This window comes from Sphingobium yanoikuyae, from assembly GCF_013001025.1.
GTDB classification, from domain to species: Bacteria; Pseudomonadota; Alphaproteobacteria; order Sphingomonadales; family Sphingomonadaceae; genus Sphingobium; species Sphingobium yanoikuyae_A.
Window position 1 is genome coordinate 4,064,703 of record NZ_CP053021.1, and the last position, 21,878, is coordinate 4,086,580.

Sequence of the window (21,878 nt, forward strand, 5' to 3'; positions counted from 1 at the left end):
ATGGATCATTTTGCATCCGCGCCCGCCCTGCCCTATAAGCGCGGCATGGCGATATTTCCCCGTCCCGTTTCTCCCAAAAGCGCCTTTGGCGATTTCTGGAGCTATTTCCGGCAGCAGCGCCAGCATAAATGGCCGCTGCTCGGCGTGTCTGCGGCCTTCACCTATGTGATCGTCTGGGCCTTCATCGTCGACGCCAACACCAACACGATGCCGACCCGCAACAAGATCATCTATGTCCAGAGCTGGGACGCGAACCGGTCCGACGCGGCGGTGATCCTGCAGCAGAAGATCGACTTCGCCAAGCGCGAGGCGGCCCTCGTCAAGCAGCAGAAGAAGATGCAGGGCTTTGCCGACGCCTTCGGCATCGAATGGCGCGACGAAGAGGCTCGCAACACCGCACGGCGCAAGGAGGCCGTCCGCCAGATCAATGGCTTGCTGGACCAGCGGCTGGCCAAGGCGGAGGCCGATCAGAAGGTCGACGCGGCAACCGCCAAGCCCTGACCATGACCACAGACGTCGCCGCTGACCGTCGCTACATGGCGGCGGCGATTGCCCTGTCGGAACGTGGCCGGGGCCTGTCGACCCCGAACCCCAATGTCGGCTGCCTGATCGTTCGCGACGGCCATGTCGTCGGCCGCGGCTGGACCCAGAAGGGCGGCCGCCCCCATGCCGAGGCGCAGGCTCTGGACGAGGCGATGGACCGGGCCGAGGGGGCCACTGCCTATGTGACGCTGGAACCCTGTTTTCACCTGAGCCCGCGCGGACCGCGCTGCGCCGACCTGATGGCGCGGGCGGGTATTGCCCGAGTCGTGATTGCCCTGCGCGATCCCGATCCGCGCACCGATGGCCAGGGTGCCGCCTGGCTGCGCGAACGCGGCGTGACGGTCGAGATGGGGCTGATGGCGGCCGAGGCCGCCGAGGCGATGCGCGGTTTCGTGCTGCGCCAGACGCTCGGGCGCCCGGCAGTGACACTGAAGCTGGGACTCTCGCTCGACGGACGGATCGCGCTGGCTGACGGGTCGAGTCGCTGGATCACCGGGCCGGATGCCCGTGCCCATGCTCATCTGGAGCGGGCGCGACATGACGCCATCCTGGTCGGCGGTGGTACGTTGCGGGCCGATGCGCCGAGCCTGGACGTGCGCCTGCCAGGGCTGGAGGAGCGATCGCCCCGCCGGCTGCTGCTGAGCCGTGGCCCGGCGCCCGAAGGCTGGAGCACCATTGCCGATCCGGCGGATATCGCAACGCTCGACCGGGTCGACCATCTGATGATCGAGGGCGGGGCCGAGACCGCCACCGCCTTCCTGCGTGCCGATCTGGTCGACCGGCTGCTGCTCTATCGCGCGCCGATCCTGATCGGATCGGGCCTGGCCGGGATCGGCGATATCGGCCTGACCGACCTGGCCGATGCCCATGGGCGTTGGCGGCAGACCGAGGAGCGTCAGTTCGGCCCGGACCGGCTGGAGGTTTACGCGCGCACGCGCAGCGCCTAGATCAGCGCAAATTTCTTTCCCAAGGATCTGGGCACCATGTTCACCGGCATCATCACCGACATCGGCACCATCCGCACCCATGAGCAGCGCGGCGACCTGCGCCTGGTCATCGAAAGCGGCTATGACATGGAGACGGTCGCGATCGGCGCATCGATCGCCTGTTCGGGCGCCTGCCTGACGGTGGTGGAAAAGGGGCCAGGCTGGTTCGCGGTCGACCTGTCGGCCGAGACCGTCGCCCGCACCGCGCCGGGCCTGTGGGCACAGGGCGGCAAGCTCAACCTGGAACGCGCGCTGAAGGTCGGCGACGAACTGGGCGGCCATATCGTCACCGGCCATGTCGACGGCATCGGCCATCTGGTGTCGGCCAGCCGCGAGGGCGATTCGATCCGCCTGGTCATCAGCGCACCAGCCGAACTGGCCGCCGCACTGGCCGCCAAGGGATCGATCACATTGGACGGCATTTCGCTGACCGTGAACAGCGTCGAGGACCAGCCCGACGGGAGCGTGCATTTCGGCCTCAACATCATCCCGCACACCGCGATCGCCACCACGCTGGACAGCCTGCCCGACGGCCGGGCGTTCAATCTGGAGATCGATGTGCTGGCCCGTTATCTCGACCGGATGCAGAGCCTTCGCAGCAAATGATGTGATTTCACCCTTGAAGAAATCACATTGCAGTGTGATATAATCCTCATACCCGATCCGGGAAGGAGTGTTTATGTCGTCCTCGCTTATCGATTCCGTCCGCGCCCTCGTCACCGATGGCGGCATGTCCCGATCGGGCCTGGCGCGCGCCGCCGGCCTGCACGCCAACAGTCTGCGCAAGCTGGGCGAAGGCGACTGGAACCCGACGGCCGAGACGCTGGGCAAGCTGGAAGCCTATCTGCTCAAGCGCGAGGGCGGCACCGCACTTGCCAGCCCCGAGGAAATCATCAACGAGGCCCGCAACGGCCGCATGTTCATCCTGGTCGATGACGAGGATCGCGAAAATGAAGGCGATCTGGTCATCCCCGCCCAGATGGCGACCCCCGACGCGATCAATTTCATGGCTACCCATGGCCGCGGCCTCATCTGCCTGGCGCTGACCAAGGGCCGGGTCGAGGAACTGGGCCTGGACCTGATGAGCCGCAACAACGGCACCCGCCATGAAACCGCCTTCACCGTATCGATCGAGGCGCGCGAAGGCGTCACCACTGGCATCAGCGCCGCAGACCGCGCCCGTACCGTCTCGGTCGCGATCGATTCCGGCAAGAGCAAGCGGGACATCGTCACGCCGGGCCATATCTTCCCGCTGATCGCCAAGGACGGCGGCGTGCTGGTGCGCACCGGCCATACCGAGGCCGCCGTCGATGTCGCCCGCCTGGCTGGCCTGAACCCGTCCGGCGTCATCTGCGAGGTGATGAAGGATGACGGCACGATGGCGCGCCTCGACGACCTCATCCCCTTCGCCGCCAAGCACAAGATGAAGATCGGCACGATCCGCGACCTGATCGCCTATCGTCGCCGCCACGACCATGTCGTCGAGCGACGCGCCGAAACCGTGTTTGAAAGCAAGTGGGGCGGCGAATGGAAGGCGATCACCTTCTTCAACAAGGCGACCAAGTCGGAACAGCTGGTGCTGCAGAAGGGCAAGGTCGACCCCGACCAGCCGACCCTGGTGCGCATGCATCAACTCGCCCCGCTGAGCGACATTTTCGGCGGCGAAGGGCCGCGCGGTGACGTGCTGGCCCGGTCGATGGACATCATCGCCAAGGAAGGCGCTGGCGTGGTCGTGCTGCTGCGTGACGGCGAACCCGACATGCTGACCCGGATGATCCAGGCCCATGCCGGCAAGCAGCCCGGTGGCATGGACGAACTGCGCGACTATGGCGTAGGCGCGCAGATCCTGGCGGAGCTGGGCGTGCATGACATGATCCTGCTCAGCAACACCCAGCACAGCCTGATCGCCCTTGACGGCTATGACCTGGCCGTGGTTGGGCAGCGTCCGATCGAGCTCTGAAGGATATTCGCATGGCCAAGTTTCTCATCGTCGAAGCCCGCTTCTACGACCATCTCAACGACCTGCTGATCGAAGGCGCGAAGGCCGCGCTGGACGAAGCCGGCCACAAATATGAGGTGGTGACCGTTCCGGGCGCGCTGGAAATCCCCGGCGCGATCGCACTGGCAGCCGAAACCGGCCGCTATGACGGCTTCGTCGCGATCGGCGTGGTGATCCGCGGCGAAACCTATCATTTCGAAGTGGTGTCGAACGAAAGCGCGCGCGGCCTGATGGCGCTGAGCATGGACGCCATCGCCATCGGCAACGGCATCCTGACTGTCGAGAATGAGGAGCAGGCCCTGGTCCGGGCCCGCCCCGACCAGAAGGACAAGGGCGGCGAAGCGGCCAAGGCCGCGATCGCCATGTTGGGCCTGCGCGAGCGTTTCGCGATCTGATCCCCGGCCTTTTGGCAGACACAAGGAAGGGCGCGCTCCGCGAGGAACGCGCCCTTCTTCATGGGTGACGAGGGATCAGGCGGCCGCCTTTTCCTCGGCCAAGGTCGGATAGTCGGTATAGCCTTCCGCACCCTGGCTGTAGAAGGTCGCCATCTGCGCCTGGGTCAGCGGCGCGCCTTCGCGCAGGCGATCGACCAAATCGGGATTGGCGAGGAAGGGACGACCGAAGCTGATCGCGTCGGCCAGACCAGAGGCGAGATCGGCCTGGGCGCGACCCAGCCCATAATCGCTGTTGAGAACCAGCGGCCCCTTGAAATGCTGGCGGATCAGCGGCGACAGGCGCGGCACGTCGGTGGCGCCGAAGGTGCCGTCCGGGCCGGGCTCGCGCAGTTCGAGGAAGGCGATGCCGATCTGGTTCAGCACATCGGCGGCGGCGGCAAACAGCGGCTCGGGATTGCTGTCATTGACGCCCTGGGTATCGCCATTGGGCGACAGGCGTACGGACACGCGATCGGCGCCGATCGCATCGACCACCGCCTGCGTCACTTCACGCAGCAGGCGGACGCGATTTTCGATGCTGCCGCCATAGATGTCGTCGCGGAAATTGCTGTTGTCGCGCAGGAACTGGTCGATCAGATAGCCGTTCGCGGCGTGGATCTGCACCCCGTCGAAGCCGGCGGCGATCGCATTGTTGGCCGCCTTCACATAGTCGGCGATGATGCCGGGAATTTCGTCGATGGCGAGCGGACGGGCGACCTCATAGGGCTTCTTGCCCTCATAGGTATGGGCGTCACCCGGCGTCGCGGTGGCACTGGACGAAACCGGCTGCTCGCCGGTGACGGCCGAATGGACGGCGCGGCCCATATGCCAGAGCTGGGCGACGATCAGCCCACCCTTGTCATGCACGGCCTGGGTGACCGGCTTCCAGGCCTCGACCTGATCGTCGGACCAGAGGCCCGGCGCATAGGGCCAGCCCAGGCCCTGGTGCGAAATGCCGGTCGCCTCGCTGATGATGAGGCCGGCCGAGGCGCGCTGCGCGTAATAATCGACCATGATCGGGGTCGGGACATGGTCGCGGGTTGCGCGGCCACGGGTGAGCGGCGCCATGATGGCGCGGTTGGCGGCAGTGTCGGCGCCGAGCTTTATCGGATCGAAAATAGTGGTCATGAAACCTCCCTCATGAACGTTGCAATTTGCAACGGGACTTGATGCAGAAAGCCAGCTAGGGAGCCGCCATGGCCGCTTCAACCCCCATGGCGCATATCGCGACGCCCAGACTCGCTTTTCCGGCGCTGATCCTGGCCAATATCATTCTGGCGCTGGGACCGGTGCTGGTGCGGCTGGCCGATGTCGGGCCGGTGGCTGCCGCCTTCTGGCGACTGGCGATCGCCATGCCCTTCCTGTTCATCCTGGCATTGCCGAAGCTGCGCAAGAGCCGCTTGTCGCGCGGCCAGTGGACGATCGTGATTCTGGCCGGCGTCTGCTTTGCCGCCGATCTGGCCGCCTGGCATCTGGGCATCGGCCATACCAAGGTCGCCAACGCAACGCTGTTCGGCAATATGAGCGCGCTGATGCTGCCGCTCTGGGGCCTCGTCGTACTGCGGGAGCATGTATCGAAGCTGCAGATCGGCGCGCTGATCCTGGCCGCGATCGGCGCGGCCATATTGATGGGCAGCAGCTATGAACTGTCGCCTGTCAACCTGAAGGGCGACCTGTTCTGCCTGCTCGCCGGGCTGCTCTACACTACCTATCTGCTGCTGATCCAGGGCGCGCGCAAGCGGCTGGACAGCTGGTCGGTGCTGGCGGTCGTCAGCGCGGCCGGGGCCTTGCCGCTGCTGCTCGCCGCCAATGCGATGGGCGAAACGGTGATGCCGCAGGACTGGACCCCGCTCATCATCCTCGCCCTGTCCAGCCAGATCGTCGGCCAGGGACTGCTCACCTATGCGCTCGGCTGTTTTTCGCCACTGGTGCTGGGGCTCAGCCTGTTGCTGCAACCCGCAGTTGCCGCGCTGGCCGGGTGGCTGCTGTTCGGCGAAACATTGAGCGCGACCGACATTGTCGGCGGCGTGGCCGTGGCGGTCGCACTGGTGCTTGTGCGCCTGCCCCGACGGGCCTAGGTTACGACCATGAGCGACCAGACCCAAGACCTGACCCTGGACGAAATCCGCGCGCTGCTGGCGCCGGTACTGCCGCGCCACGCCGCCTTTGATGGCTGGCGACCCGAAGCGGTGGCGATGGCGGCGGCGGAAAAGGGCATCGATGCCGATGTCGCCGCGCTGGCCTTCGACGGCGGCGCCATGGGCATGATCGAGGCATGGTTCGCCAGCATCGACGCACGGATGCTGGAGGCGTTTCCGCCCGAAAAGCTGGCCGCCATGTCGATCCGCAAGAAGATCAGCGCGCTGATCGAGGCCCGCCTGTCCCTGTTGGCGCCCGACCGCGAAGCGCTGCGCCGGGCGCAGGCGATTCTGGCGATGCCGACCAATGCCGTGCGCGCCGCCAAGCTGGGCTGGCACGCCGCCGATATCATGTGGCGGGCAGCGGGCGACACCGCCACCGACCTCAACCATTATAGCAAGCGCGCGACGCTCGGCAGCATCTATGCCGCGACGCTGCTGACCTTCGTCAATGACGAGAGCGAGGATCATGCCGACAGCCGCGCCTTCCTGGCCCGGCGGATCGAGGGGATCATGCGCTTCGAGAAGATGAAGGCCCGGTTCAAGGGCGTGGGCGATGGCGAGCATCTCAGCCTGTCGCGCTTCATCGGCCGGCTGCGCTACCCGGCGGTGTGAAGTTCGGGCTGGCCTTCACCAGACGTAATTGATAGTCAGTCGCAAATCTGATTTCTGGTTAAGAGTCCATCCTCCTTGCGCCTGACCGATCTGCCCCTGCGCCAACCCGCTTTTGTTGAAACCATCGACTGGGAATCGCTGTCGTCCGTGGAAGGACAGCGCCTGCGCGAGTTCGGCCTGTGCGAAGGCGCCAGCGTCGAGGCGCTGCATCATGGCGGATTGCTGGGTCGCGGGCCGCTGGCGGTGAAGATCGGGCGCATGACCATCGCCATGCGCCGCAGTCATGCCGCCGCCGTGGAGGTCAGCACCGGCCCGCAGGAGGCGCAGGCATGAGCGGTCTTCCCCTCGTCGCGCTGGTCGGCAATCCCAATGCGGGCAAGTCCGCCCTGTTCAACGCGCTGACCGGTGCGCGGCAGAAGCTGGGCAATTATCCGGGCGTCACGGTGGAGCGCAAGGCGGGGCGCCTGTCGCTGGCTGACGGCCGGCCGGTCGAACTGGTGGACCTGCCCGGCACCTACAGCCTGTCGCCGGCCAGCCCCGACGAGCAGGTGACGCGCGACTTCGTGCTGGGCAAGCAGGCCGGCGAGAAGCTGCCCGACGCGCTGGTGATCGTGATCGACGCGTCGAACCTCGACAATCATCTGCGCTTCGCGCTGGAGTTGATCGCGCTGGGTCTGCCCACCGTGGTCGCGCTCAACATGGTCGATCTGGCTACCCGCGACGGGCTGGAACTCGACGCCAATGTGCTGGCGCAGGAACTGGGCGTGCCGGTGGTGTCCACCGTGGCGGTGCGCAAGCGCGGCCTGGATCATCTCAAGACCGAGCTGGAAACGCTGCTCGGCGCGCAGACGGGCATGCTGCGCGCCTCCGCCGGTGAACCGGATTTCGACGCCGTGCGCCGCGAGGCGCGGCGCATCGCCCGCGCGGCGATCGTGCGCGAGACGCCATCGCGCCGGCTGACGGCGGCGGTCGACCGGGTCGCGCTGCACCCGGTGTTGGGCCTCGCCCTGTTGCTCAGCCTGTTGTTCGTGATGTTCCAGGCGGTCTTCTCCTGGGCATCAGTGCCCGCCGACATGCTGGAAGGTTGGGTCACGGCGCTGGGCGAGGCGGTGACCAACACTTTGCCGCCTGGCATCATCCACGACTTCCTGCTGCAGGGCGTAGTCGGCGGCGTCGGCGCGGTGATCGTGTTCCTGCCGCAGATCCTGATCCTCTTCTTCTTCATCCTGATGCTGGAGGCGACCGGCTATATGGCCCGTGCCGCCTTCCTGATGGATGGCATCATGGCCAAGGTCGGCCTGTCGGGCCGGGCCTTCATCCCGCTGCTCTCCTCCTTCGCCTGCGCGGTGCCGGGGATCATGGCGACGCGCACGATCAGCGATCCCAAGGACCGGCTGACCACGATCCTGATCGCGCCGCTGATGACCTGTTCGGCGCGACTGCCGGTCTATGGCCTGATCATCGCCGCCTTCATCCCGGCGCGCAGCGTGGGACCGGGCATCGGCCTGCAGGGGCTGGTGCTGTTCCTGCTCTATGTCGCCGGCATCGTCGGCGCCATGCTGGCCGCCTGGGCGCTGCGCCTGACCGTCGCCAAGGGCCGCAGCGGTGGTTTCCTGATGGAAATGCCGAAATATCAGTGGCCCCGGCCGCAGGATATCCTGATCGGCCTGTGGCAGCGCGGCGTCATCTTCCTGAAGCGCGCCGGCACCATCATCCTGGCCACCAATATCGTGCTGTGGGTGCTGGCCAGCTTCCCTCATGCGCCCGAGGGCGTGAAGCAGAGCGAATATTCGATCGCCGGGCGGATCGCGGGCGGCATCAACGTGCTGGTCGAGCCGATCGGCTTCAACCGCGACATTTCGCTCGCCCTGCTGCCCAGCATGGCGGCGCGCGAAGTCGCCGTGTCCGCCATCGCGACCGTCTATGCGATCGATGCCGAGGATGATGCAGAGGCGCTGGAACAAGGGTTGGGCGACCGGCTGGCGGGCCGCTGGAGCCTGGCCACCGCCCTCGCCTTCCTGGCCTGGTTCGTGTTCGCGCCGCAGTGCATTTCGACCATTGCCGTTACCCGGCGCGAGACCAATGGCTGGAAATGGCCATTGTTCATGATCGGTTACCTGTTCGTGCTGGCTTATGCCGCGGCGGGCGTGACATATTGGGCGGCGGTCGCGATGGGACTCGGCTGATCCCAAGCTGGCCTTTGGCCTAGCTTTGTTCTTCGAGGCTTCTATAACGGCGCCTTTAGTGCTTTCGGAGGAATCATGGCAGGCTCGGTCAACAAGGTCATTCTCATCGGGAATCTGGGGGCCGACCCGGAAGTGAAGAGCTTCCAGAATGGCGGCAAGATCTGCAACCTGCGGATCGCGACCTCGGAAAGCTGGAAGGATCGCATGTCGGGGGAGCGCAAGGAGCGCACCGAATGGCATAGCGTCGTCATCAATTCCGAAGGCCTGGTCGGCGTCGCCGAGCGCTTCCTGCGCAAGGGATCGAAGATCTACATCGAAGGCCAGCTGCGCACCCGCAAGTGGCAGGACAATAATGGCAATGACCGTTACACCACCGAGGTCGCCCTGTCGGGCCCCGGCGCGGTGCTGACCATGCTGGACGGTGCACCGGGTGGCGGTGGCGGCCAGGGTGGCGGCTATGGCGGTGGTCGCTCGTCGGGCGGCGGCAACCAGGGCGTCAGCGACTGGGGCGCGAGCAGCGGCGGCTTTGGCGGCGGCGATTATGACGATTTCGGCGGCGGCAACAGCGGCGGCGGCTTTGGTGGCGGACGCTCCTCGGGCGGCGGCAACCAGGGTGGCGGCTTTGGCGGCGGACGCGCCTCGGGCGGCGGTCAGGGCGGCCCGAACTTCGACAACGACCTGGACGACGAAGTGCCGTTCTGATCGGTCCTTTCCACAGGGATTGACCTGACATGCATGTCCTGCTGACCGGATCGTCGGGCTGGCTGGGCCGTTTCCTGGCGCCGATGCTGCGCGCGGCGGGACATGCAGTGACCGGCCTGGACGTCGCGCCAGGCCGGGACACCGACATCATCGGATCGGTCGCCGACCGGGCGCTGGTCGACCGGACCTTTGCCGAACGCGGGATCGAGGCGGTGATCCATGGCGGCGCGCTGCACAAGCCGGACATCGTCCGCTACCCCGCCCACTCCTTCATCGACGTCAATGTCACCGGCACGCGCAACCTGCTGGAGGCTGCGGTCGCGGCGGGGCATGACCGCTTCGTCATGACATCCACCACATCGCTGATGATCAGCCAGGCGGTGCGCGACGAGGCCGGCGACGCGGCGGTGTGGCTGGACGAGCAGAGCGGCCCGCTGGAGCCGCGCAACATCTATGGCGTGACCAAGCTGGCGGCCGAGGGGCTGTGCCGGGTGCAGCAACTGGAGTGCGGCATCGGCTGTACCATCCTGCGCACCGCCCGCTTCTTCCCGGAGGATGACGACACGGACGCCAGCCTGACGGGACAAAATCTGAAGGCCAATGAATTTCTCCATCGCCGGCTGACGGTCGAGGATGCGGCGCGGGCGCATCTGGTCGCGCTGGAACGGACGCCACCGGCGCGCTGCGAAACCTATCTGGTTTCCGCGCCAACGCCGTTCGTCCGCGAGGAAACGGTGGATCTGAAACGCGATGCGGCGGCGGTGATCGCGCGCCATTTTCCCGAAGCCGCAGAGCTATATGCCCGGCGCGGCTGGCAACTGCCGGCTTCGATCGGCCGGGTCTATGACGCGGGGTTGGCGCAGCGCCAGATGGGTTTTCGCTGCGAAACAGACTTTGCCGCGATCCTGACGGCGCTGGCGAACGATGCGGCGATGTCGTTCATCCACGACGCCGATTATGTGTCACCGGCGGTGCAAAGTTGACAGCGAAGCTGACAGTTTGAGCCCATTGTTGCGTTACTGATTTGAAAGCGGCCATTCCGATCATTCGTTACTTTTAATCACGAATGATGATCGATCCGCTGCATCAGTGTGAGTGGAGAGATGGGTGTGACTCTCCGTTCGCTTTATGCGATAATGATTTGCATGAGCAAGATTGAAGCTGCGATCGGTGTGCCAATCCGGCAGATAGTCCGCCCGCGGCAGCTGGCCATCGGGGGCACCATCACCCTGTCGGGCATGGGAATTCTGCTGGCACAGGCCGTCCGCCTGTTCTGACGGGCAGCAGGGGTGACCAGCGGCCACCCCTGCGGATCGAAGCTTAGTTGGCCAGTTCGGCCTTCGCGAAGTCGCGGATATGGGCGCCGATATCCTCGCGCTCCAGCGCCAGGGCGAGGTTCGCCTCGATATAGCCGGCCTTGGAGCCGCAGTCGAAACGGCGACCGTCGAAGGTGACACCGTGGAAGGGCTGCTTGCCGATCAGCGAGGCCATGGCATCGGTCAGTTGGATCTCGCCGCCCGCGCCCTTTTCCTGGGTTTCCAGGATCGTCATGACGTCGGGCTGCAGGATATAGCGACCGGGCAGGATGAGGTTGGAGGGGGCGGTGCCGAGCTTGGGCTTTTCCACCAGGCCCTTCACTTCGGTCAGGGCACCGTCGCGCGCGCCCGGATCGATCACGCCATAGCTGGGCGTCTGGTCCATCGGGATTTCGAGCGCGCAGACCAGATTGCCACCGACCTTTTCATAGGCCTCGACCATCTGCTTCATGCAGCCATTGCCGGGCGCGCCCTTCATGAACTCGTCGGGCAGGATGATGGCGAACGGCTCGTCGCCGACGATGTCACGGGCACACCAGATCGCGTGGCCCAGGCCCAGCGGCTCCTGCTGACGCAGGAACACCGCATCGCCGGGCGCCAGGCGCGTCCCTTCGAGCGCCGAAAGATCCTTGCCGCGCTCGCGCTGGGTGATCTCGCATTCGAAGGCGATGTCGAAATAATCCTCGATCGCGCCCTTGCCGCGTCCGGTGACGAAGATCATCTGCTCGATCCCGGCCTCGCGCGCTTCATCCACGGCATATTGGATCAGCGGACGGTCGACCACGGGCAGCAATTCCTTGGGCACCGACTTGGTGGCGGGCAGGAAACGCGTGCCAAGGCCGGCGACAGGAAAGACGGCTTTGCGAATCGGTTTGTTCGACATGGGACTCCGTTCTCGATGAGTGCCGGCTCGCTTGGGGGATCGCGAACCGGGAGAAAAAGGTCAAGCGCTACGGCAACTTGTCTTTATGGGTCAGATCGTCAGAAGACGCTGTGCAACCTGTTCCAGCGCCGCAATTTCATTATCCAAATGCTCCAGGCTTACATATTGAGCATTGTTACGTAAGTCGCGGCACAGAAAGCCTTCAGGTGACGGCTGCTGAAAGCCGCCGATGATGAGGGTACGGAAACGGTCGATCCGCTGGAGATCGCGCTCGACCTCCGCAATTTCGGTCAGCCCGGCCGCGTTGCGCCGATCGCGCATGGCGACGGTCGTGCGCAATTCGGTCATCAGCTTGGTCATGGTCGGCCGCGTGCGCGCGCCCACGGTGCGGACGTCGCCCATGGTTTCCCGCAGTTCGGCCAGCCGCGCCTCCAGACTCTGTTCCAGCATCGTCCAGGCGCAGACCAGCCGACCGATACCGCACAATAATGCCGCATCTTCCGGCGCATAGGCCGCAACCGGCTTCGTCACCTTGTCGTCCTGCGCCAATTCCGCGCTCACGCCCCGCATACTCCTCATGCCCCTGAATCTGCGCAGACCCGGCCGGAAAGGCCAGAGCAACGGGTCGCGCTCGCCCGCTAGCCGGGCACGGGCCAGCGGAATATGTGCTGAAACGTCGGCAAGCCGAACAAGTTGCGTTCAGCGATGGCCGATCGGACGGCGCCAGATCAGAAGTCGATGGCGATGCCCTTGCGTTCCCAGTCGCCATAGCGGACCGGGCTCAGTTCCTCGTCCAGCACCGGCTGCTGGTCGACCGGATCGGGCTGGGGCACGGGCGGGCTCTTGGAGAGATGCTCGGGCGCCTTCACATGCGCCGGGCGCTTGCCGTTGAAATGTCCCATGTCGGGCCTTTCGATTGCGGAGCGCGCGCGGCAACCCCATATTCAGTAGAAGGCCCGCTATCTGGGCCGCAAAGGAGCGATGTGCAAGTGAGTGGTTTTCGCACGGTGATGCTGTTGTCGGCGCTGACGGCGCTGTTCATGGCACTGGGCTATACGCTGGGTGGCAGCGGCGGCGCGGTGATCGCCCTGCTGGTGGCGGCGGGGATGAACCTGTTCACCTTCTGGAATGCCGACAAGATCGTGCTCTCCATGCACAATGCGCGCGAGGTGGATGCGCAGAGCGCGCCCGAATTTCACGGCCTGGTCCAGGCGCTGAGCCAGCGCGCCGGCCTGCCGATGCCGCGCGTCTATGTGATCGACCAGGATGCGCCCAACGCCTTTGCCACCGGCCGCAACCCCGAAAACGCCGCCGTGGCGGCGACCACCGGCTTGCTCAACATGCTGACCCGCGACGAGGTGGCGGGCGTGATGGCGCATGAACTGGGCCATGTGAAGAATCGCGACACCCTGATCATGACGATGGTGGCAACCATTGCCGGCGCCATTTCGATGCTGGCCAATTTCGGCCTCTTCTTCCGCGGCGGCAATGAGGAGAATGGCCATAGCAACATGATCGCGACCTTGCTGGCGGTGATCGTCGCCCCCTTTGCCGCGATGATCGTGCAGATGGCGATCAGCCGCACCCGCGAATATGGCGCCGACCAGGCGGGGGCGGAGATCAGCGGCAATCCGCGCGCACTTGCCTCCGCCCTGGCCAAGATTTCCGGCCGGGCCGAGCTGATCCCCAACCCGGTGGCCGAGCGCAATCCCGCCGCTGCGCAGCTCTATATCGTGCCGGTGCATGTGAGCGAGTTGTTCTCGACCCACCCGGCAACCGAGAAGCGCATCGCCGCGCTTGAGGAAATCGCGCAGGATATGGGCCAGATGGACGGCCCGCCGCCCATGACTATGCCGGCGCAGACTTCGATGCGCGCATCGGCGCTGTCTCCAGTGGTGCCGCCGGTGGCAGCACCCAAGCCGCGCCGCAGCGCCCTCGATCCGCACGGGCGCTGATGCCGGTCGACGAGATTGGCGAGATCGCCTTCCGCGCCGCCGGGTTCGTGGCGCGCGAAGCGGCCGGCCTGGTTGTCGATATTGCCGTCGACTATATCTTCTCCCGCCACACGCCGCGCCTGTTTCACGCCATCGGCCGGCGGACGATCGCGATCGCCACGCTGGGCCGCAAACGCATCCCCTCTTCCTTGCGGGTGGTGCCAAAGGGGATGGTGCCGCGCCCGCGCCGGTCGGACTGGTTGGCGCTGTGGGTCGGCGTTGCCACCAGCATCGGCCTGGTTGCGGCGGCCATCTACACGGTCATCTGCTTCGTTTGAAGATGACCCCAAGGGCAAAAGCGCGTAGGGGCCGCTGATGTCCCGTCGTCCCAACGCCCGTTCCGGTGCCCCGCGCGCCGATGATGTCCCCGGCCTGCCCGCGCGCCGCGCGGCCCTGAAGCTGCTGGACGCCGTCTTGCGTCGGGGCGACCCGCTGGAAATCGCGCTGCATGGCGCGACCCAGGGGCTGGCCGACCGAGCCGACCGCGCGCTGGTCCATGCCATCGTCGCCGAGACGTTGCGCCATTTGCCCGATCTCGACGCGCTGATCGACGGCGCGACCAAGCAGCCCCTGCCCGCCGATGCCAAGGCGCGCATGGTGCTGCGCATCGCGCTCATCCAAGTGCTGGCGCTGGGCACTGCGCCCCATGCGGCGATCGCCACTGCGCTGCCGCTGGTCGACGGCGGGCCGCGCAAGCTGGTCCATGGCGTGTTCGGCACCGTGACCCGCGCCGAGCCGAGCCTGCCCGTGCCGCCCACCCTGCCCGCCGAGGTCGCCGAACGCTGGGCCGGACAATGGGGCGAGGCGATGCCGCTGGCCGCCGCCCATGCCTATGCCGTGCGCCCGCCGGTCGATGTCAGCCTGCGCGATCCGGCCGAGACCGGCAAATGGGTCGAGGCGCTGGGCGGCAGCAGCTTTGCGCCCGGCCATGTCCGCTTGCCCGAGGGGGCGGTCGTGCCCGAGCTGCCCGGCTTTGCCGAGGGCGCCTGGTGGGTGCAGGATATCGCTGCCTCCTGCCCGGCCCGACTGCTCGGTGCGGGCGAAGGCCGGACCGTGCTGGACCTATGCGCCGCGCCGGGCGGCAAGACGATGCAGTTGGCGGCCGCCGGCTGGACCGTGACCGCGGTCGACCAGTCGAAAAAGCGACTGGAGCGGCTGAGCGAAAATCTGGCGCGCACCGGCCTGTCGGCCGATGTCGTGCAGGCGGATCTGCGCCAATGGGCGCCCGAGGCGCCGGTCGATGCGCTGCTGCTCGACGCGCCCTGCACCGCCACCGGCATCTATCGCCGTCATCCCGACGTTTTGCACCGCATCGGCCCGCGCCAGATCGCGGAACTGGCCGACCTGCAGGGCGAACTGCTGGCCCGCGTCGCCGACTGGGTGAAGCCGGGCGGGACGCTGATCTACGCCACCTGCTCGCTGGAACAGGCCGAGGGCGAGGCGCAGCTGGCGCGCTTCCTGGCGGCGCGTCCCGATTTTGCGGCCCAGCCGGTGACGGCAAGCGAACTGCCCGACGGCATGGCGCCCAGCGCCGACGGCTGGCTGCGCACCCTGCCCGACACGCTGGCGGAGCAGGGCGGCACCGACGGCTTTTTCGTTGCAAGGATCGTGCGCATCGGGAACTAAGGCTTAACCATGAGGGGCTTAAGGTGAGGCCCTTCGCTGGAAAGGCCCGTCTTGCGTCCGACCGAACCCCTGCCCCTGCATCATAGCTGGCCGCTCTACGACCTGCGCGAGCATCTCGCACCGGTGGTGCTGGACCAGGATATTGCGGGGAATGAGGCGGCGCTGGCCGACCGGGGGCTGGGCCTGTGGCATTGCAATCTGGCCGACAACAGCATCAGTTGGACCCAGGGCGTCTATGACATTTTCGGGCTGGAGCCGGGCAGCATCGTGCCCCGGCCATTGTCGGTGTCGCTCTATGCCCATGACAGCCGCGAGGCGATGGAGCGGCTGCGCGCCTATGCCATCCGCCACCAGCGCGGCTTCACCCTGGACGTCGACATTCGCCGCCCGGACGGCAGCGATTGCGCGATGCGGCTGATCGCCGCGCCGGTGCTGCTGGACGGCGAGACGGTCGCGCTGCACGGGGTCAAGCAATGGCTGCCGAAGGATGTCGGTGCGCCGGTCCGACTGGAACCCACGACCTTCTTCATCCCCTGACGCGACTCATCGCCGCACCGCGCAAATCATGCGTTGCCCTCGCCCCAAGGGAGGGCTAATGCGGGCGGTCAAATGACCCATCCCATTCTCATCTCTCCGTCCATCCTGTCCGCCGATTTCGCACGGCTGGGCGAGGAAGTCCGCGCCATCGACGAAGCCGGTTGCGACTGGATCCATATCGACGTGATGGACGGCCATTTCGTGCCCAACATCACCATCGGTCCGGCCGTGGTGAAGGCGCTGCGCCCGCACACGAAAAAGCCGTTCGACGTGCATCTGATGATCTCGCCGGTGGACCAGTATCTCGACGCCTTCGCCCAGGCCGGCGCCGACATCATCACCGTCCATCCCGAGGCCGGCCCGCACATCCACCGCACCGTGCAGCATATCAAGTCGCTGGGCGTGCAGGCCGGCGTGGTGCTGAACCCCGGCACCCCGGCCAAGATGCTGGACTATCTGATCGACGATATCGACCTGATTCTGGTGATGAGCGTCAATCCCGGTTTCGGCGGCCAGAGCTTCATCGAAAATCAGCTGCGCAAGATCGAGGCGTGCCGCAAGATGATCGAGAAGAGCGGCCGTGACATCCGCCTGCAGGTCGATGGCGGCATCGACATCAACACCGCGCCCAAGGCGATCGCGGCGGGCGCCGACGTGCTGGTCGCCGGCACCGCGACCTTCCGTGGCGGCCCGGCCGCCTATGCCGACAATATCAGGACGCTGCGGGGCGGGTGACGAACCAGCGGCGCCAGTCCTCCCCTGTCGCGGTCGAGGCCGGTCATGAACCGGCCGACGACGGCATCGAACAGGGCAAGCGGCTCATCCGCGTCGCGGATGACAAGGGCCTGTCGCTGGCCGAGCGGATCGCCAATCATTTCTATCGGCTGAGCTGGAAGACGCCGCTGCACAGCCGGCGGCTGAAGGGCAAATATCCGCTCAAGCTGCTGGCAGTGCCGGACGATGTTGTGCCCGGCGACCCGCGCGCCGGCCAGGCGATCCGTGCCGGCTATTTCCTGTTCCGGGGCCAGAAGCTGGCGATCGACACGATCGATTTCGGCAAATTGGCGGTCGGCCCGGCCTTCACCGACTATCTGCACAGTTTCCGCTGGCTGCGCGACCTGTCGACCGCCGCGACGCGCGAGCAGGGCGCGCCGGTGGCCGAGGCGCTGATGCGCAAATGGCTGGCGGCCCATGCCGAAACGCCGAGCGACCCGGCCTGGCGCGCCGACAATGCGGCCTGGCGCTTGCTGTTCTGGACCGCCCATGCGCCGCTGATCCTGTCGTCGAGCGACCTTGTCTATCGGTCGCTGGTGCTCAACTGCATCGCCCGCACCGCGCGCCATCTGGATCAGAGCGCGGACAAAGCCGCGCCGGGCCTGCCGCGCCTGGTCGCCTGGGGCGGGATCGTCGCGGCGTCGATGCTGATGCCCGGCGGCAATCCGCGCAAGCTGTTCGGCGAAGCGGGCCTGAAGCGCGCGATCGACAGCGCCTTCCATGCCGATGGCGGCATCATTTCCCGGTCGCCGCTGGCGCAGCTGGAAGGCGTGATGCTGCTGGCGATGGTGGTCGCGGTCTATGAGGTGCGGCGCGAACAGGTGCCCGGCTTCCTGATCGACGGGCTGAGCCGCGCGGTGCCGGCCTTGCTGGGCCTGACCCATGGCGATGGGGGGCTGGGCAACTGGCAGGGCGCGGGTGCGGTCGACCCCGACATGGTCGAGGCGCTGGTGCAGGCCAGCCGGGTGCGGACCCGGCCGCTGCGCCAGGCGCGCGACTGGGGCTATCAGCGGATCAGCGCGGGCAATACGGTGGTGCAGATCGATGCGGCGCCGCCGCCGGTCGCGCGCCTGGCCGCCGCCGGCTGCGCCTCCACCGGCGCGATCGAGATCAGCGACGGACGGCTGCGGCTGGTCATCAATTGCGGCGGCGCAGCGCTGGAAGGCGCCTATATCCCGCGCGATCTGGCCCAGGCGCTGCGTTCCACCGCGGCGCACAGCACATTGGTGCTGGACGACAGCAATTCGACCGCGCTGATGCCCGACGGCACGCTGGGCAAGGGCGTGACCGAGGTCGAGCTGAACCGGCAGGAGCTGGACAATGGCAGCCGGGTGGAGCTGAGCCATGACGGCTATGTCCGCCGCATGGGCTATGTCCACCGCCGCCTGCTGATGATGAGCGGCGACGGCAAGGAAGTTCGCGGCGAGGATATGCTGACCCCGGCGACGCGCGGCAAGAAGCCGGTCAAGCGGCCGGTGCAGCTGCGCTTCCATCTGGCGCCCGGCGTGGAACCGACCCTGACCGCGGACAGCCAGGGCGCGCTGCTGCGGATCGAACTGGGCGCGCTATGGCAGTTCCGGACCGGGGCCGGCGTGCTGAGCGTCGAGGATAGCCTGTGGGTCGATGGCGACGGCCGCCCCCACCCCACAAGGCAGCTGGTGGTGACGAGCGAGGCGCTGCCGGGCGGCTCCAGCATCGGCTGGCTGTTCAAGCGGGTCGGCTGACCCGCATCGCATTGGCCATCACGCGGGCGCTATTGTTCGGCCGGCCGTCGATGTCCGTTTTTTCCTATGAACGGCCCGGACAAGGGCGCATGCAAGAGAGGCGACCCGAGGCCCGTTTGCTACCAATCAACGACCTCGCTCTCAGGCCCGGCCACTTTCAGCGGCCGGGCCGTTAGCGCCTCACCTAGTCGCGCCTAATCCGATCTTCATTCTTTCATCCTAGGCAGTCCGCATGATGGCGGGGCTTTACGACCGGATGGGATCGATCCCGACCGCGCAGTTGCGACGGATTGCGTATATATGGTGCGTGGTCGCGGGCATGCTGTTCCTGGCCTATCTGGCGCGGCAGCTGCGCCAGGGCATGACCGATGGCGCCGGCCATCCTTTTGGCGAGGATTTCCTGAATTTCTGGTCCGGCGCGCATCTGGCGGTGACGGGACAGGCCGGCATCATCTATGATCTGGCCGCTTTCCATGCGTTCGAGACCGGGATCGCCGGCGCGCCAATCGACCTTTATCATTACAGCTATCCGCCGGTGATGTGGCTGATCTCCGCCCCGTTCGGCCTGATGTCCTATCCGCTGGCCTGGGCCGCCTGGCAATTGCTGGGATGGGGCGCCTTCGCGCTGGCGGTGCGGCGACTGGCGGTTTGGCAACTGGCGCCGGCGCAGTGGCTGCTGGTCGCGCTGGCGGTGCCGGCGGTGTTCATCAATGCGATGGGCGGCCAGAATGGCTGCTGGACGGCGGCCATAATCGGCTGGGGCCTGATCCTGCTGCGCGAGCGGCCGGCGGTGGCGGGCATGATCCTGGCGCTGTTCGTGGTGAAGCCGCAACTGGGCTGGCTGATCCCGCTCGCCCTGCTGGCCGGGCGACAATATCGGGCGCTGGGCGCGTTCATCGGGACGGCGCTGGCGCTGACCCTCACCACCCTGCCGCTGTTCGGGATCGATGCCTGGATCGCCTATGTGCAACAGGGCAGCCTGCTCAAGAGCGTGATCCTGGAACATGGCGATGGCACCTGGCATCGGATGCTGTCCATCTTCGTGCTGGTCCGGCATGGCGGCGCACCGATCCCGCTGGCCTATGCCGCGCAGGCGATCGCCAGCCTGACCGTCGCCCTGCTGGTGCTGCGGGTCTGGCACCGGGAGGGACCGACGGCGCGGGCCAAGGCCCTGCTGGTACTGGGTGTGCTGGCAGGGTCGCTCTATGTCAGCGACTATGATTGCGTGATGGCGCTGCTCGCTGCGCTATGGCTGGGGCCACAGGCAACGGCAGGGCTGCGTGGGCGGATGGTGTTGCTGCTGGCGATGCCCTTGTTCGCCGCGCCGCTGGCGCTGATGAGCGGAGTCGCGCTGGGCGCTTTGGCCTTGTGGCCGGCGCTGCTGGGCGCCAGCCTGCGCCGCACATCCTATTTGGCGGACGACGGCTTGAGATAGGTGTCGAACCAGGCGACGGTGCGGGTCAGCGAATCGAGCTGATTCTCCTTCTTCTGGAAGCCATGGCCCTCGGCCGGGTAGAAGATCGTCTCCACCACATTGCCCTTCGCCTTGAGGATGTCATGCACCTCCTGCGCCTGGCCGCGCGGCACGCGGATGTCGTTTTCGCCCTGGATGGTGAGCAGGGGCGCCTTCGCCGCGCGGATATAGGTGAGCGGCGAGGCGGCATCATAGACCTGCGGATCGCTCTCCGGCGTGCCGAGCAGGCTGCGCTGATAGGCTTTCAACTCCTCATCCTGGTCGCGATACATGGTGCGCCAGTTGATGATGCCGAACCACTGGACGGCGGCGGCGAACTCGTCGGGCGCCCGGCCGATCGCCATCAGGGTCATGAAGCCGCCATAGCTGCCGCCGAAGATGCCGACCCGCTTGACATCGACATAGCCGCTATCGACCAGGAAATGCTTGGCCGCGACCGTGTCCTTGAGGTCGGCGCCGCCCAGATCCTTGACATTGCCGTCCTGGAACGCCTTGCCATAGCCGGTCGAGCCGCGGAAATTGGGCTGGATCACGACATAGCCGCGGCTGGCAAAGGCGGTGGCGTAGCGGCTGTAACCATCCTGCGCCTGACCGGTGGGGCCGCCATGGGGTAGGACGATGGCGGGGTTGCTGCCGTTGCGCTTGAGATTGGCGGGCATGGTCACGATCGCGCTGATCAGCGTACCGTCGAAGCTCTTGTAGGTGACGACATCCGACTTGGGCAGCGCGGCGGGCTGGAGGCTGGCGATGGCAAGCTGTGTCGCCGGGCGCGCAGTGCCAGCCGCAAGATCATAGAGATAGAGATTGGCCGGCGAGTCGGCGCCCGAATGGTTGAGCATCAGCATGGCGCCGTCGGGCGAGCGCGGCTCGCTGCCGACCAGATAATTGACGCCCGGCGGGATGGCGAGTGGGGTTTCCGCGCCGCTCGCCAGATCGAAGCGATAGAGGGTGCTGGGCGCGTCGGCGTTGATGCGGAAGATGAGCGCCCGGCCGTCACGGGTGAAGCTGGCCGGCACCTGTTCCCAGGGCGTGGATTTGAGCCAGCGCCATTTGCCGGTGGCGGCTTCGAGCAGGCCGCCATGAATCTGGCCGCTGCCTTCATCGGTGGAGACGGCGATCCATTTGCCGTCCGCACTCGCATCGGTCGCGGCATAGACGGTGTCGGCCTTGCCGAGCAATTTCGCCGCCTTGCCGCTGGCGACGTCGATGCGCCAGATTTCGCTGACCTTGGAATCGATCCGCATGCGGTTGGCGATCAGCGCCTTGCCATCCGCGATCCAGGCGACCGGTGACCAGCTGAACTGCGGGTCGGCCTCCTGCGTGAGGTCACGCACCCTGCCCGCCCCGTCCATCACCGCGACATTGGACTGGCCCTGGGTCTTGAGCTTGGTGACGAGTGCGACCAGGCCGCCGCTGGGTCCCACCAGCAGGTCACTTTCGCGCCGGTCGGGCGTGTTGGTGAGATTCTCGACCGCGCCGCCGCTCACCGGCACGCGGTAGATGTCGCTATATTCGTTGCCGCCGACATCCTGCTGGAACAGCAGGTAGCGGCCGTCGGCGGAGGCGGCGAGGCCGGTCTGGGCATCGTCCGACTGGGTCAGCTGCACCGGCCAGCTGCCGGCGGTGTCGGTGCGCCAGATATTGGTGCGGCCGGTGAGGTTGGTGGCGACGAAAATCTGTTTGCCGTCGGCGCTCCACGCCGCGCTCGACAGGCTGCGCGAGGCGCCGATGTCGGCGAGTGGCACGGCGCGGGCATCGGGATTGACCGGCGAGGTCAGGCTCTTGGGATCGGTAACTGCCCGTTCCGGCGTGGGAATTTGCGCCAGCACCGGGAAGGCGACGAGCAAGGGCAAGGCTGTGGCGGCGAGCAGATAGCGCATGTCAGATCCCCCAACTGTTATGCAATCACAATACAGCAGCGGCAAAAGCCCGCAAGATCGGGAAATT

The 21,878-nt window shown here is 66.5% G+C and carries 24 protein-coding genes; 19 read left to right on the forward strand and 5 right to left on the reverse strand.

Annotated features, from left to right (window positions below):
• The 5 genes from HH800_RS19610 to ribH all read left to right on the forward strand — a co-directional run bounded on the left by HH800_RS19610 (position 1) and on the right by ribH (position 3,923).
• Complete coding sequence (locus tag HH800_RS19610) at positions 1 to 501, forward strand: hypothetical protein (protein ID WP_037510071.1); 501 nt, start codon at positions 1 to 3, stop codon at positions 499 to 501.
• A gap of 35 nt (positions 502 to 536) precedes the next feature.
• Positions 537 to 1,490: a bifunctional diaminohydroxyphosphoribosylaminopyrimidine deaminase/5-amino-6-(5-phosphoribosylamino)uracil reductase RibD gene (gene ribD, locus HH800_RS19615; protein ID WP_169863379.1), complete on the forward strand. Its 954-nt coding sequence runs from the start codon at positions 537 to 539 to the stop codon at positions 1,488 to 1,490.
• Positions 1,491 to 1,526: 36 nt separating this feature from the next.
• Positions 1,527 to 2,135, forward strand: a complete 609-nt coding sequence (locus HH800_RS19620; protein ID WP_017501107.1) for a riboflavin synthase — start codon at positions 1,527 to 1,529, stop codon at positions 2,133 to 2,135.
• A gap of 73 nt (positions 2,136 to 2,208) precedes the next feature.
• Positions 2,209 to 3,489 (forward strand): 3,4-dihydroxy-2-butanone-4-phosphate synthase, encoded by a 1,281-nt coding sequence (ribB, locus tag HH800_RS19625; RefSeq protein ID WP_169862037.1) that lies wholly within the window; start codon positions 2,209 to 2,211, stop codon positions 3,487 to 3,489.
• A gap of 11 nt (positions 3,490 to 3,500) precedes the next feature.
• The gene (gene ribH / locus HH800_RS19630; protein ID WP_017501105.1) at positions 3,501 to 3,923 is read left to right on the forward strand and encodes a 6,7-dimethyl-8-ribityllumazine synthase; all 423 of its coding nucleotides are present in this window, start codon (positions 3,501 to 3,503) and stop codon (positions 3,921 to 3,923) included.
• A gap of 75 nt (positions 3,924 to 3,998) precedes the next feature.
• Here ribH and HH800_RS19635 read toward each other — a convergent pair whose 3' ends face one another.
• Entirely contained in the window at positions 3,999 to 5,090 is a 1,092-nt protein-coding gene (locus HH800_RS19635) for an alkene reductase (RefSeq protein WP_169862038.1), read from the reverse strand.
• A 68-nt stretch (positions 5,091 to 5,158) separates the two neighbouring features.
• On the opposite strand from HH800_RS19635, the gene HH800_RS19640 reads away from it, so the two are divergent.
• The 7 genes from HH800_RS19640 to HH800_RS29395 all read left to right on the forward strand — a co-directional run bounded on the left by HH800_RS19640 (position 5,159) and on the right by HH800_RS29395 (position 10,880).
• The gene (locus HH800_RS19640) at positions 5,159 to 6,040 is read left to right on the forward strand and encodes a DMT family transporter (RefSeq protein WP_169862039.1); all 882 of its coding nucleotides are present in this window, start codon (positions 5,159 to 5,161) and stop codon (positions 6,038 to 6,040) included.
• 9 nt (positions 6,041 to 6,049) lie between these two features.
• On the forward strand, positions 6,050 to 6,715 hold the full coding sequence (locus HH800_RS19645) for a COQ9 family protein (RefSeq protein ID WP_169862040.1): 666 nt from the start codon (positions 6,050 to 6,052) through the stop codon (positions 6,713 to 6,715).
• Between the two features lie 75 nt (positions 6,716 to 6,790).
• The gene (locus HH800_RS19650) at positions 6,791 to 7,048 is read left to right on the forward strand and encodes a FeoA family protein (protein ID WP_169862041.1); all 258 of its coding nucleotides are present in this window, start codon (positions 6,791 to 6,793) and stop codon (positions 7,046 to 7,048) included.
• Positions 7,045 to 8,901, forward strand: coding sequence for a ferrous iron transporter B (gene feoB, locus HH800_RS19655; RefSeq protein ID WP_169862042.1), 1,857 nt, complete (start codon positions 7,045 to 7,047; stop codon positions 8,899 to 8,901). Before HH800_RS19650 ends, feoB begins: the two co-directional genes overlap by 4 nt.
• A 75-nt stretch (positions 8,902 to 8,976) precedes the next feature.
• Positions 8,977 to 9,603, forward strand: coding sequence for a single-stranded DNA-binding protein (gene ssb / locus HH800_RS19660; RefSeq protein WP_048938122.1), 627 nt, complete (start codon positions 8,977 to 8,979; stop codon positions 9,601 to 9,603).
• 29 nt (positions 9,604 to 9,632) lie between these two features.
• Positions 9,633 to 10,586, forward strand: a complete 954-nt coding sequence (locus HH800_RS19665; RefSeq protein WP_169862043.1) for an NAD-dependent epimerase/dehydratase family protein — start codon at positions 9,633 to 9,635, stop codon at positions 10,584 to 10,586.
• 162 nt (positions 10,587 to 10,748) lie between these two features.
• Positions 10,749 to 10,880, forward strand: a complete 132-nt coding sequence (locus HH800_RS29395) for a hypothetical protein (RefSeq protein ID WP_268932893.1) — start codon at positions 10,749 to 10,751, stop codon at positions 10,878 to 10,880.
• Between the two features lie 43 nt (positions 10,881 to 10,923).
• On the opposite strand, the gene HH800_RS19670 is transcribed toward HH800_RS29395, so the two are convergent.
• The 3 genes from HH800_RS19670 to HH800_RS19680 form a co-directional block, all read right to left on the reverse strand.
• Complete coding sequence (locus tag HH800_RS19670; protein WP_004208866.1) at positions 10,924 to 11,802, reverse strand: UTP--glucose-1-phosphate uridylyltransferase; 879 nt, start codon at positions 11,800 to 11,802, stop codon at positions 10,924 to 10,926.
• Between the two features lie 90 nt (positions 11,803 to 11,892).
• Entirely contained in the window at positions 11,893 to 12,372 is a 480-nt protein-coding gene (locus HH800_RS19675) for a hypothetical protein (protein WP_069336381.1), read from the reverse strand.
• Positions 12,373 to 12,530: 158 nt separating this feature from the next.
• A complete protein-coding gene (locus HH800_RS19680) occupies positions 12,531 to 12,704 on the reverse strand; it encodes a DUF1674 domain-containing protein (protein WP_010338697.1) in 174 nt (57 codons plus the stop codon).
• A gap of 108 nt (positions 12,705 to 12,812) precedes the next feature.
• On the opposite strand from HH800_RS19680, the gene htpX reads away from it, so the two are divergent.
• From htpX to HH800_RS19715, 7 genes are all read left to right on the forward strand, one after another.
• Positions 12,813 to 13,757 carry a zinc metalloprotease HtpX gene (htpX, locus tag HH800_RS19685; RefSeq protein ID WP_419248231.1) on the forward strand — a complete coding sequence of 315 codons (945 nt, stop codon included), beginning with the start codon at positions 12,813 to 12,815 and terminating at the stop codon, positions 13,755 to 13,757.
• On the forward strand, positions 13,757 to 14,074 hold the full coding sequence (locus HH800_RS19690; protein WP_169862045.1) for a hypothetical protein: 318 nt from the start codon (positions 13,757 to 13,759) through the stop codon (positions 14,072 to 14,074). The genes htpX and HH800_RS19690 overlap by 1 nt, the downstream gene beginning before the upstream one ends.
• A gap of 37 nt (positions 14,075 to 14,111) precedes the next feature.
• On the forward strand, positions 14,112 to 15,422 hold the full coding sequence (locus HH800_RS19695; protein WP_169862046.1) for an RsmB/NOP family class I SAM-dependent RNA methyltransferase: 1,311 nt from the start codon (positions 14,112 to 14,114) through the stop codon (positions 15,420 to 15,422).
• A gap of 51 nt (positions 15,423 to 15,473) precedes the next feature.
• Positions 15,474 to 15,959 (forward strand): hypothetical protein, encoded by a 486-nt coding sequence (locus HH800_RS19700; RefSeq protein ID WP_004208871.1) that lies wholly within the window; start codon positions 15,474 to 15,476, stop codon positions 15,957 to 15,959.
• 72 nt (positions 15,960 to 16,031) lie between these two features.
• Positions 16,032 to 16,694: a ribulose-phosphate 3-epimerase gene (gene rpe / locus HH800_RS19705; RefSeq protein WP_004208872.1), complete on the forward strand. Its 663-nt coding sequence runs from the start codon at positions 16,032 to 16,034 to the stop codon at positions 16,692 to 16,694.
• The gene (locus tag HH800_RS19710) at positions 16,691 to 18,457 is read left to right on the forward strand and encodes a heparinase II/III family protein (protein WP_161730717.1); all 1,767 of its coding nucleotides are present in this window, start codon (positions 16,691 to 16,693) and stop codon (positions 18,455 to 18,457) included. The genes rpe and HH800_RS19710 overlap by 4 nt, the downstream gene beginning before the upstream one ends.
• A 232-nt stretch (positions 18,458 to 18,689) precedes the next feature.
• Entirely contained in the window at positions 18,690 to 19,892 is a 1,203-nt protein-coding gene (locus HH800_RS19715; RefSeq protein ID WP_169862047.1) for a glycosyltransferase family 87 protein, read from the forward strand.
• On the opposite strand, the gene HH800_RS19720 is transcribed toward HH800_RS19715, so the two are convergent.
• The gene (locus tag HH800_RS19720) at positions 19,865 to 21,811 is read right to left on the reverse strand and encodes an alpha/beta hydrolase family protein (RefSeq protein WP_169862048.1); all 1,947 of its coding nucleotides are present in this window, start codon (positions 21,809 to 21,811) and stop codon (positions 19,865 to 19,867) included. The two genes, HH800_RS19715 and HH800_RS19720, sit on opposite strands and share 28 nt — an antisense overlap.
• Positions 21,812 to 21,878: the final 67 nt, after the last annotated feature.